This is a genomic window from Photobacterium sanguinicancri, assembly GCF_002265265.1.
Taxonomy (GTDB): domain Bacteria; phylum Pseudomonadota; class Gammaproteobacteria; order Enterobacterales; family Vibrionaceae; genus Photobacterium; species Photobacterium sanguinicancri.
This window is the reverse complement of the sequence record NZ_NOIF01000007.1, coordinates 1-12647: the sequence shown is the minus strand read 5'-3', so window position 1 is coordinate 12647 and position 12647 is coordinate 1. Positions and strand designations below refer to the sequence as shown.

The following is a 12647-nucleotide window of genomic DNA, read 5'->3' as shown; positions in this document are numbered from 1 at the left end:
ATCCTCCCTTGATTCTGGGTCCGTTATATATAAATCAATACTACTTATAGCGACGCTGAAGAGAACGACATTGTTCTAAAACCATCGTGCTAGGTCTCATTATTTCTCATACCAAGTGTGAGATTGTTTACGAATAGTACAGTTTGTAAAGAAAAAGCCTGCTTGGAAGGCAGGCTTTAATTATTCGTAAAATTTTGTACTACGGCTTATTACTGGACAGTATCGCTACTGTTTTCTGCCTCATTTGCAGACGTCGCCCCGCTTACATTTACCGCTTGTTTTTGCGGTGCTTGAATGATTTGTAAGCCATCGATATTAGCGATGCCTTCATCTTGTACTGGCTCACTGTGCGCTTGCTCGTAACCAATAATGCTTTGGTAATAACGACGGATGTTCTCGACGTAATTTAAAGCTTCATCACCACGGGCATAGCCGTAACGCGTTTGGCTGTAGTATTTACGCTGGCGCAGTAAAGGTAGACGTTGTTTAACATCACTCCACGCATCAGGGTTACCACCTTGCTTTTGGGTTAAGCGGCGGGCATCCATCATGTGGCCAAAACCAACATTGTAAGAGGCGAGGGCAAACCACACTTTCTCATGCTCTTCGATACTATCAGGTACGCGAGCAATCATTTTACGTAAATACGCGCTACCACCACGGATACTCTGCTCGGGGTCTAGGCGGTTATTCACGCCAACTGATTTGGCGGTTGGCAGTGTTAACATCATCATGCCACGAACACCTGTTGGTGACACTGCACGAGGGTTCCAGTGGGATTCTTGGTAAGACAAGGCTGCTAATAAACGCCAGTCAAACTCGTTGGAGTATTGTTTAAATAAGGCTTCCCAACGTGGTAACTTTTTCTCAATCGCCCGCAAGAATGCACGGGTGTCGACGTAATCAAAAGAATCAACATGGCCGAAGTATTTCTCTTCTAGATTGGCCAGTTCGCCACTTTGCTGAATGTCGCCAAAAAACTCAATCAGCAGCGCATACAAGCTGTCGTTGGGTGATTGATTTACAAACCAAGCAATGGGTTCGTCTTCTGTTAGCTCCATCGCGATAGCAATGTCAGGGTGAATACGTTGAAGCAAAGCCACATCAACTGAATCCGCCACGGTAAAGTTAAGTTCACCAGCAGCCACTAAACGTAGCAGTTCATCACTGTCGGTATCGTCAGAGGCTTCCCATACTAAGTCAGGATAAAGTTCTTTTAATTGCAGTAAGCGTTTTTCATGGCTTGAACCTTTGACTATTTTTAAGCTGCCTTTATTTAGTGCTAGATCACTTGGTTTACGTGGGCGCCAATTCCCTTTTTTATACACCACCACTTGGCTAGCAAAGTAGTAAGCAGGTGCGGCTTTAAAGGCATTGATACGATCGGGGGTAATGGTTAAGCCAGCAGCAATAATATCGACATCGTGACGTTTTAAAGCAGGGAAAAGCCCAGAGAGGGTGAACATAGGTTGCATTTCAAGCTTAACCCCCAGCTTTTTGGCAAAGCGCTGGGCAAGTTCATAATCTAGCCCTGTTGGGCCGTCATTACCGATATAGTAAGAAAGCTGATTATTCAGCGTGCCAACGCGAAGCACACCGCTTTCACGAATGCGCTCTAAGTCGTCTTGAGGTTGGCTTTGCCATTTACATCCACTAAGGCCGAAGCAAGCAAATGCAACCAGTACCAAGGCTTTGAAGCGAATGTTGAATGAATGACTGTTCAAATATACATGCTCATCATTATAGTTTGGTGTTCTTTATACCAAATGACGACGGATCATCAAAGTAACCTGATAGTAATCATGTACTCAATATAACATTTAAGATTATCGGTCCGGTGCATACTGATTGTCAGCTTTGTGGTGATAATGCTATTGAAACGATCGGGAAATGCTTTTTTTATGCTGAAATTACGTGTGAATGGAAAAAAAACACGCAAACGGTTGCGTCAGGTGTTACGTCACCAAACAATTTCCCTTATACTACGCCCAAACATGAGCCATACACCTCGAAACTGAGCCGTGTAATTGCTGAAAAAGGTGACATTGATGTGGTAATAGATGCCAATAGGTATGTATTACCACATCAATATCACCTTCATTCAACTGCTAATCGAGAGTCGTTCGCACATGGAAATTTTGCGTGGTTCACCCGCACTATCTGAGTTTCGCGTTAATAAGCTATTAGAGCGTTGTCGCGAATTAGGTCTGCCTGTGACTGGCATTTATGCCGAGTTCATGCACTTTGCTGATTTATCAGCGCCTCTTACTGCCGACGAGCAAAGCAAGCTTGCAAGCCTGCTGACCTACGGTCCAACGATTGCCGAGCATGAGCCAGTTGGCACCTTGCTACTGGTAACGCCACGTCCAGGCACTATTTCGCCATGGTCTTCTAAATCAACGGATATCGCCCGCAACTGTGGTTTAACACACGTTAAACGTTTAGAACGTGGTACAGCGTATTACGTCGAAGCGACAGCAACACTAACGAATGAACACATTGAAGAGCTGAAAGGCTTAATCCACGACCGCATGATGGAAGTGGTTTACGGTGAGTTTGAAGCCGCACAAGCCTTGTTTGTTCAAGCTGAACCTGCTCCAGTGAAATCTGTTGATATTCTTGCTGGTGGCCGCACGGCGCTAGAAGAAGCAAACGTCACTTTGGGTTTAGCATTAGCAGAAGACGAAATTGACTACTTAGTGGAAAACTTCACTAAACTTGGTCGCAACCCGAATGACATTGAATTGATGATGTTCGCTCAAGCGAACTCAGAGCATTGCCGTCATAAAATCTTTAATGCTGACTGGACGATCGACGGTGTTGATCAAGAAAAGTCACTGTTCAAGATGATCAAAAACACCTACGAAAAGAACCACGAGCACGTCCTGTCTGCTTACAAAGATAATGCAGCGGTAATGGAAGGCTCTGAAGTGGGTCGTTTCTTCCCGAACCCAGAATCTCGCCAATATAACTACCATCAAGAAGCGGCACATATCTTGATGAAAGTTGAAACACATAACCACCCAACGGCCATTTCACCTTGGCCAGGCGCATCAACAGGTTCAGGCGGTGAAATCCGTGATGAAGGCGCGACGGGGATTGGTGGTAAGCCAAAAGCTGGTTTGGTTGGCTTTACGGTTTCTAACCTGCGTGTACCGGGCTTTGAACAACCTTGGGAAACCGATTTTGGTAAGCCGGGCCGTATTGTTACCGCGTTAGATATTATGCTTGAAGGCCCATTAGGTGGCGCAGCATTTAACAACGAATTTGGTCGTCCTAACCTTTTAGGTTACTTCCGTACGTACGAAGAGAAAGTAACGTCACACAATGGCGAAGAAGTACGTGGTTACCACAAGCCAATCATGATTGCAGGTGGTATGGGTAATATCCGTGCTGAGCATGTTCAGAAAAAAGAGATCCCTGTGGGTGCGAAATTGATCGTACTGGGTGGTCCTGCAATGAACATTGGCCTTGGCGGCGGCGCAGCATCATCAATGGCGTCTGGCCAGTCGGCAGAAGATCTTGATTTTGCTTCAGTACAGCGTGAAAACCCAGAAATGGAACGTCGTTGTCAGGAAGTGATCGACCGTTGTTGGCAGATGGGTGAAAACAACCCAATCGCCTTTATCCACGATGTAGGCGCGGGCGGCATCTCAAATGCATTACCTGAGTTGGTTGATGATGGTGAGCGTGGCGGTAAATTCCAACTACGTGATGTACCTAATGACGAACCAGGCATGAGCCCGCTAGAGATCTGGTGTAACGAATCACAAGAACGCTATGTGATGGCTGTCGCGCCAGAAAACATGGCTGCATTCGATGCCATTTGTAAGCGCGAACGTGCACCGTATGCGGTTGTGGGTGAAGCGACTGAAGAGCGTCACCTAACGCTTGAAGACAGCCACTTCGACGATACGCCAATCGATATGCCAATGGACATTCTATTGGGTAAAGCGCCGAAGATGCACCGTGATGCGAAAACGCTGAAAGTAGAAGGTCAGGCAATTGACCGCGCGGGGATTGATTTAGAAGAAGCCACCCAGCGCGTACTTCGTCTGCCAGCTGTTGCAGAAAAAACGTTCCTTATCACCATTGGTGATCGTACGGTGACAGGCTTAGTGGCACGTGACCAAATGGTTGGCCCATGGCAGGTACCCGTTGCTAACTGTGCAGTAACTGCTGCAAGTTACGACACCTACCACGGTGAAGCAATGTCGATGGGTGAGCGTACACCTGTTGCTCTGCTTGATTTTGGCGCATCGGCACGTTTAGCGGTAGGTGAGGCTATTACCAACATCGCAAGTGCAGATATTGGCGACATGAAGCGTATTAATCTGTCAGCTAACTGGATGTCGCCAGCAGGTCACCCTGGTGAAGATGCGGGTTTGTACGAAGCCGTTAAAGCGATTGGCGAAGAACTATGCCCAGCGCTGGGTCTAACGATTCCTGTGGGTAAAGATTCGATGTCGATGAAAACCCAATGGGAACAAGACGGTGAACACAAAGAAGTGACCTCACCATTATCGCTTGTGATTACTGCTTTCGGCCGTGTAGAAGATGTTCGCAAAACAGTAACGCCTCAGCTGCGTACCGATAAAGGCGATTCAAGCCTAGTGCTTATCGACTTAGGTTGTGGTCAAAACCGCCTTGGTGCAACAGCTCTGGCGCAAGTTTATAAGCAGCTTGGTGATAAACCAGCAGACGTTGATAGCCCTGAATTACTGAAAGGCTTCTTCACTGCAGTTCAACAGCTAGTACGTGATGAGCAAGTGCTGGCTTACCATGACCGTGGTGATGGTGGCTTATACGTGACGCTAGCAGAAATGGCATTTGCTGGTCACACCGGTGTTGAAGTTGATTTGAACACCACTGACGGTGACGAGTGTGACGATGTACTCGCTACCCTGTTCAACGAAGAATTGGGCGCGGTGCTACAGATTCGCACTGAAGACCTAGATGCAGTGCAAGCGGTATTGGCTGCAAACGGCTTAGAAGATTGTAGCCACATCATTGGTACTGTAGTTGATGAAGATATTGTTCGCATTTGGAATGGTAACGACCAAGTGCTAGAGCAAAACCGTACTGAACTTCGTACTATTTGGGCTGAAACAACCTACCAAATGCAAGCGATGCGTGATAACCCAGCGGGTGCACTGCAAGAGTTTGAAGCGAAGAAAGACAACAGCGACCCAGGTCTAAATACTAAGCTAACATTCGATATTAACGAAGATGTGGCAGCACCGTTTATTGCACCTGCAATCAATACGGGTGCGAAACCACAAATGGCTATCTTGCGTGAGCAGGGTGTGAACTCCCATGTTGAAATGGCAGCCGCATTTGACCGCGCTGGCTTTGAAGCGAAAGATGTTCACATGAGCGATATTCTTTCTGGCGACGTGAAGCTTGATGGCTTCAACGGGTTGGTCGCGTGTGGCGGCTTCTCTTATGGTGATGTATTGGGCGCGGGTGAAGGTTGGGCGAAATCAATTTTGTTCAACAACATGGCGCGTGACCAGTTTGAAGCTTTCTTCCACCGTAACGACACCCTAGCATTAGGTGTGTGTAACGGTTGTCAGATGATGTCGAATTTACGTGATTTGATCCCTGGTTCAGAGCTATGGCCACGCTTCGTGCGTAACGAATCAGAGCGTTTTGAAGCGCGCTTTAGCTTGGTTGAAGTACAGAAGAGTGACTCTTTGTTCTTTAATGAAATGACAGGTTCTCGCATGCCAATCGCGGTTTCTCACGGTGAAGGTCGTGTCGAAGTTCGTAATGCTGAGCACCTTGCTGCAATCGAGCAATCAGGTACAGTGGCACTGCGTTACTTAGATAACTTCGGTAACGTGACGCAGAACTACCCAGCCAACCCGAACGGTTCGCCAAATGGTATTACGGGTCTGACGACACAAGATGGCCGCGTGACTATCATGATGCCGCACCCTGAGCGTGTATTCCGTACTGTTGCGAACTCATGGCACCCAGATGATTGGAGCGAAAACAGCCCATGGATGCGTATGTTCCGTAATGCACGCGTTAACATCGGTTAATAGCTGTAAAATTAAACATCGGGCAGGCTTTTTGCCCGATGTTTGTTTATTCAGTTGTAACTGCCTTTTTATTCACCATTTCAAGCTTCACCTCCGACCTCTCAATAAGACATTATCTGTATAATCGCGCCCCTTTCATTAGAAGCATAATTATATTACTACCCTAGCGTCATCATAAAGTTCCAATACCATCAATAAGTTAACTAGTTGTTTAATGGTCGCTGGTATAACGCTTTGGTTCTTCGGACTTTCGTGATGATGATTATTATCGTTTGCTTCTATTTCTGCTAAATAGCATTACAACCTGTTATCGATGATTTTTCCCTGCGTATTGTGTGGTGGTTGAAGTTTATTGATTGAAAAGGGAGTAGTTGCTGTCTTGATTTATGGTGTCTAGTGTTTGGTAATTCATTTCAATCTATAAACCGATCTCACCGCCTTTCTCTTAAAGGTTGTTTTGTGGTGTTGGCCTTGAGTGCGTCAATGGCAGGCTGTTTTGACCGTTCGTCTCCTGATGACAATTCGGTAACAACCACGTATCACACTGGCGATCGGCCGCATGTACTCTTTGCGCCGCTCAGCCAACAAATGGATTTGGTGAATGATTTACGTTTTGGTTCTCGTCTAGCGGCAGGTATTGATTATCAGACGCCAGATGATGGGGTTGTGAGTATTAATGGGGGGCGAGGGTTAACCTTGGCTGACAATTTTGGTTTTTCTACATCGGCGCAATTTGATGTGAGCTTTAGCCAGCCACTTGATCCTAATAGCGTCTCTTATAGTGGCTCAACTCAAAATGTATTCGTGTTGCCACTACAGTCTGGCCAAGGCGATGTAATGTTGCTGGACAATTTTCAAGGCTATGGTGGTCAGTTGGTTGATCCGCGTAAACTGGCTCAACAACAAATCCGAGCCAACGTGGTTACTTTAGATGGGGAAGCGAGTGTACTGCGAATTAGCCCATTATTACCATTAGCACCAAACACTAAGTATTTAGTGATCCTTGCTAATACGTTGCGTGACTGCCAAGGGCGAGCGATTGTCCCTTCTCAAGATTATCATCGTTTTAGTCACTCAAGCCCTTCGGCGGAAGGTTTGCCAATAGCTGCTGTTGTTTTACGTTGGCACAATATGGCCAGTGATGTATTGGCCGCCATTGCCGGTGGTTTTATTGAAAGAGGGCAATCAAGTTACTTGTCAGATGATCGCAAGAAAGTGGCAGAGCAAATTGCGCATGCTTTTACATTTACAACAACTGTCGGTACAGAGCAGCTTGAATCTTTAGCTAGCCCGAAAGCGGCTCTGATGAATCAAGGGGTAACAGAGCAGCAAGCGGATGATTTGCTTGCTTCTGTCTCTCACGGTAATGCAATCCCACAACCTCGAGAAGTGGGAATTATTCGCCGAGACTTATCGATTGGCGATATGCTCGATCCGTTTTTGCAAAAACTTGGGGTGGTATTTAATTCTCTCGATAGCCAAGTACTGGCACAACAATTTAATCTATCTGTTGAGCAAGTTGATCAGCTCAAATTGCAATATCAAGATTTTAAGCTAGATGGTTCACTGTTGGATGATTTGCTGACGAATGGTGTTCAGGGGTTCGAGTTTGCTTCGTTTGGTTATCCGAAGGTCAAGTTTTTTCAGGGACATATTAGTTTACCGTATTATTTAGCCGCGCCAGAATTGGATGACAAACGCCATATTAAAGCGAGCGCATTGGCGGAATTTGGTCATGATGAATGGCAATACCGTGAACCGCATTCAGCGTCTATTGGTGCAAAAAATGCATTATCATCCCCTGATCAGCAAGCCGAATATAAAGTGCCTTTTTTGGTTACTCTGCCTGAAGGGAATAAACCTATTGGTGGTTGGCCTGTGGTGATCTTCCAACATGGTATTTTGGGCGACCGCAGTAACAGTTTTCCTGCTGGTATGGCACTAGCATCTCTGTGCGATAAAGAACGTCCGGATAATGCTTGTTTTGCCACGATAGCGATGGATTTACCGCTGCACGGGATATCCCCTCAATTATTGATTGGCAGTACAGCGCTACCATCACCATTTATTGGTTTTGGGATGGACTCTCTTCGCGCTGAAACTGAAAAAACACTGAGTCAGTTAGCGAGCCAAACAGCACTGACTGATAGCGAACGCCAAACTCAAGTTGAACTTCAAACTCGATTAGGTGAGATGGATGGTATTGTTGAGCGTCACTTTGGTGCGACACGTACCCCTACGGGTGAGTTGACGCCGATGAGTTGGGATTTAGCCGCGCTTAAGGGCACTTCGGGCTCGACTTTTATGAATTTCAGTAATGTGTTAAGTCAGCGTGACCGGATGCGCCAAGCTATTTCTGACTTATTGAATTTAAATGCTAGCCTGAAAAATATTGACCTTGATGGCGATGGTATCGCTGATTTCGACACTAGCCGCGTTTACTTTGTTGGTCACTCGTTAGGTGGCGTGTTGGGAATGCCATTTGTGGCTGTAAACAACGATCCTTTGGTGCGTCAATACAATCCAAACTTACCGAAAATTCAAGCCGCAGCATTGCTAACCACAGGTGGTGGGGTACCAAAGCTGCTTGAGCATTCACCAAGCTTTCGCCCTGAAATCCTAGGTGCCCTCAAACACTTGGATACTGAGCAACCACTAACGTTAGGTTCAAAATCCTTTGAGCATTATTTCTATACGCTACAGAGTGTGATTGATGGGGTTGATCCACTGAACTTTGCTGCCAAGCTGAAAGCCAGCGATACGGGTCTTTATATGGCTGAGGTTGTGGGGGGAGCACCTGTTATCGATGCTAATGGCTATCAGCAATACTCGGCGAATGGCCAACCAATGACAACATTGCCAGATCAAACTATTCCAAACAGTGCGGACGGTAAGCCTGTTATGCCATTTGATGGCAGTATTGCTGCGCCGCTCGCAGGCTCTGAGCCTATGGTGAAATTAATTGGGTTGCAGTCGCTACGTTATGAACTTGATAATGCTATAACCCCGTCATTAAATCGTAGTTTTTCAGTCAGCGCTGAGCATGAGCAACCATTGAAAGTGGTCGCGCGATTTAACCGTGGCACCCACGTTACGCCTGTCATGGCGCTTGAGAATATCCAACGTATGATGTTGGATAATCAACAGCTGGTTGAAGCGTTTAAATCTGGCAACATGGGTAAAGATCACCTGTCATTGATTTATTTAGCGGCAGATTCACTTAAGCGTTCAGGTGGTTTATTCCTTGAAATGACGGGGCAGGTGAGTGATTTCTTCACTCATAATGGAATGAAGGTGAAGGTTAAAGATGCGAATTTATTAAGTCAGGTCGATCCGCATCAAAATGATACCCCATTGCCCACGATTACTTTGGTAAGTAAGCAACCCGCCAGTTGTGAGGCTGAGATGGCATGTATTATTGATAACGATGATGCCGCTTTTGAAACCACGGGTAATTGGGTAAGCCAAGCAGACCGTCCTAATGATAGCCAAGGAGGTCGCTACCAGTACGCGTCAGGTAGTGGTGATAACTACTTTTCGCATGCTGCGTGGTGGTTCCGCGTAAATAAGCCCGGGACATACCGTGTATCAATGCGAACGCCGTCGAACTTTGCTCAAGGCTCAATGTTCTTTGCGCATGGTGCCACTACAGGGGCTAAGTACAATGTGTTCTCTGCTGCTGGTGAATCGAAAGATCGTATGTTCAATCTTGTTGACGGTGTTCAGAACGCGGCGCCATTTAATTATCCTGCGGCGCCAAATGGTCAGTATGTGACATTAGGTAATTTTGTTTTTGATGCTAGCCATGATTACAAAGTCACCTTACATAATCGTAGCGTTGAGATCATCACAGGCCCATTGATTGCAGATGCGATTAAGGTTGAATATATCTCAAGCAATACCAATATGTCTGCGGGGTCAGAGTTGCAACTGTGGGTTGAACAAGCCGAAATTTTGCTTGTTTCTGTACAGGTGGGTGACCAGCCTGGTCAGTATTCTGCGGAGGCTGTGAGTCAGCTGAATACAGCGTTGGCGAGTGTGAAACAGGTAGCTTTTGATCCTACGTTATCATCAGTAACTATGTTAGCAATGAAGGCACAACTGGATAACGCGGTTAAAATGCTCGAGAAAAGTCAGGTACCAGAACCTGTCATTATTAGTCTAGGTCCACAAGGTACGGTAATGGATAACCAAGATCGTAACTTTAATATCACTGTTCCGGGAAGCTTGAAAACAGATGATAATGGCCAGTATGGTGATGACTATTATTATTCGACCGATAGCCATGCTAAAGCTGAATGGGTATTTGAAGTGGTTGAAAATGGATATTATCAAGTGGCCGTGAACAGCCCTGGGGGCTTTAGCCGCAGTCATGGCTATGGTTCAGATAAGGTTAAGTATCAGTTGCTTGAGAATGATGCCGAGTTAGCGAGTACACAGCTTGATCTGTATGAGGAGAGTTATCGTTTTTCGCCTTTGATTGAATCTGTTTATTTGCAGAAAGGTCAGCAATATAAAGTGTGTATTAGTGGTGCTTATACCTCATGGGGGTATAAATACGGTATTGCAGCGGATGCGATTAAAGTTATTTATAAGCCGTTGCCATAATATTCAAATACTAGATAAATCTTGTTATTAAATCGCCTTAATGGGCGATTTTTTTGTTTTAAAGCAAAAAAAAGTGTGAGAATTATTGGAAAAGTTGAGCAGTTGCCCAAATTGCTGAGTTTGGTGTTGAGTCATTAAAGTGTTCCTCCTAAAATGCTCGGCTAATCATTTAGCGTTTTGTTCGCTGAACATAGTCTGTGTCACATGGAATTGGTGCTTTCAGACGACGTTGTACTATCAAGGATGAAATACACATTGGATACTGTAAAACAATATACATCCACACTGGCACTGCGTGTGTTGGGCTGCATTGTTACCGTTTGTTTGCTACGCAATATCGACGCGTTTATTTTAGCCTTTAGCTATAACCAATTGGGTATCGTGCCTGTCGTGATCGCAGTTTTAGTACTGATGTCAGGAGTTTTAGCCAGTGTAGGCTTATTGAATGGCCGCCATTGGGGATTTTTACCGCTCTATTTTTTTATACCCGCCGCAACCATGTTTTTTAGTTTTAGCTTGGTGCCCTTCGTTCCGCTATTTTTCCCTGTTGAAATAAGAGCCTATATCGTACTAGCTCTGAATATCAGTATTTTGCTCTATGCTGTCTTTTTACTGTTGAAAAAAATGGATTCGCCAATAGATCTTCACTCATTATAAATATGAACCTTTGTGATCTAAGTGGTTAAATACATTGAGGCACAGTAGGGGTTTCTGAGATAATCATTCTATTAGCCTCCGCTCAAAAAGGACGACGAGAAAATGAAAAAAATCGAAGCCATTATTAAGCCATTTAAGCTGGATGATGTACGTGAAGCTTTGGCCGAAGTTGGCATCACAGGGATGACAGTCTCTGAAGTGAAAGGTTTTGGTCGTCAGAAAGGCCACACAGAACTATACCGTGGTGCAGAATACATGGTCGACTTTCTGCCTAAAGTGAAGCTTGAAATTGTAGTTACAGATGAAGTGGCAGAACAGTGTATTGAGACCATTATTGAAATAGCGCAAACAGGCAAAATCGGTGATGGCAAAATCTTCATGTTTGATGTCGAGCGCGTTGTGCGTATTCGTACTGGTGAAGAGGACGAAGACGCGATCTAAATTGAGATGATAGCGTCTTCTTTCGCTCAATAACTGTATCGGGAGTGCTCATTTATGGCTATAAATTCTGCGTTCCCTCTTGGTTTTTGAGCGAAACTCCTTCGCTCCAGTAATTATCAACAATCCTTTGTTCTTATTGCAACGCCACCATGTGCCCTCTACATTTCCATTTTTCTCTTTCCATCTTTCTGCTGTTATTACTTTCTCTTGGTTTGCTAAACCTTTTTTACGGCTACTTTCTTGGTCGAATTTCCGTATTTTTAATAGATTAAAACTTGTTAAAATTATACTTCAATAGTTTTTGGCTATTGAATGTATAAAGCAAGACGAATGGTGTCAGAGTGATAGCACCCGTAATATTGCAGAAAACAAAGAGGAATCGAATTATGCGACAACAAAATATTATTGGTCTTGATAGTGGTAAATCTGATGAGTTGGCTGCTCAACTCAATACGTTGCTGGCCAATTATCAAGTGCTCTACATGAATACACGTGGCTATCACTGGAATATTAAAGGTAGAGAGTTCTTTGAATTACATGCGAAATTTGAAGAAATTTATACCGATCTACAAGTGAAAATTGATGAGTTAGCAGAGCGTGCTTTAACACTGGGTGCAACGCCATCACATAGCTTTACTCAGTACCTTCAGGTCAGTGAAATCAAAGAACACCTTAATGCGCATGTAGGTAGTGACTGTGTTAGTGGCTTACAAGCGGGCTTTAAAACCTTATTGGGTATGCAGCGTAGTATTCTTGGGTTAGCTGGTGATGCTGAAGATGAAGGGACAGCGGCATTGATGGGTGATTATATCCGAGAGCAAGAAAAGCTAATGTGGATGCTGAATGCTTACAATCAATAACCGTTTAGTTAAGCAGTTAAATAATCATAAAAAA

At 44.9% G+C, this 12647-nt stretch carries 6 protein-coding genes; 5 read left to right on the top strand and 1 reads right to left on the bottom strand.

Annotated features, from left to right (window positions below):
* Positions 1-209: 209 nt before the first annotated feature.
* Positions 210-1703 (bottom strand): membrane-bound lytic murein transglycosylase MltF, encoded by a 1494-nt coding sequence (gene mltF / locus ASV53_RS02280; RefSeq protein ID WP_094955958.1) that lies wholly within the window; start codon positions 1701-1703, stop codon positions 210-212.
* A 426-nt stretch (positions 1704-2129) separates the two neighbouring features.
* On the opposite strand from mltF, the gene purL reads away from it, so the two are divergent.
* The 5 genes from purL to ASV53_RS02255 all read left to right on the top strand — a co-directional run bounded on the left by purL (position 2130) and on the right by ASV53_RS02255 (position 12613).
* Positions 2130-6047 carry a phosphoribosylformylglycinamidine synthase gene (purL, locus tag ASV53_RS02275; RefSeq protein WP_094955957.1) on the top strand — a complete coding sequence of 1306 codons (3918 nt, stop codon included), beginning with the start codon at positions 2130-2132 and terminating at the stop codon, positions 6045-6047.
* A 471-nt stretch (positions 6048-6518) separates the two neighbouring features.
* Positions 6519-10655 carry a golvesin C-terminal-like domain-containing protein gene (locus ASV53_RS02270; RefSeq protein WP_141226220.1) on the top strand — a complete coding sequence of 1379 codons (4137 nt, stop codon included), beginning with the start codon at positions 6519-6521 and terminating at the stop codon, positions 10653-10655.
* Between the two features lie 255 nt (positions 10656-10910).
* Positions 10911-11312 (top strand): hypothetical protein, encoded by a 402-nt coding sequence (locus ASV53_RS02265; RefSeq protein ID WP_239928708.1) that lies wholly within the window; start codon positions 10911-10913, stop codon positions 11310-11312.
* 102 nt (positions 11313-11414) lie between these two features.
* On the top strand, positions 11415-11753 hold the full coding sequence (gene glnB / locus ASV53_RS02260) for a nitrogen regulatory protein P-II (RefSeq protein ID WP_062691022.1): 339 nt from the start codon (positions 11415-11417) through the stop codon (positions 11751-11753).
* Positions 11754-12139: 386 nt separating this feature from the next.
* Positions 12140-12613 carry a Dps family protein gene (locus tag ASV53_RS02255; protein WP_062691023.1) on the top strand — a complete coding sequence of 158 codons (474 nt, stop codon included), beginning with the start codon at positions 12140-12142 and terminating at the stop codon, positions 12611-12613.
* Positions 12614-12647 lie beyond the last annotated feature (34 nt).

What these genes read in the sequence shown, in the direction of transcription:
- glnB (WP_062691022.1), top strand. Translation starts at nt 11,415, where the DNA reads ATGAAAAAAATCGAAGCCATTATTAAGCCATTTAAGCTGGATGATGTA.
- ASV53_RS02255 (WP_062691023.1), top strand. Translation starts at nt 12,140, where the DNA reads ATGCGACAACAAAATATTATTGGTCTTGATAGTGGTAAATCTGATGAG.
- purL (WP_094955957.1), top strand. Translation starts at nt 2,130, where the DNA reads ATGGAAATTTTGCGTGGTTCACCCGCACTATCTGAGTTTCGCGTTAAT.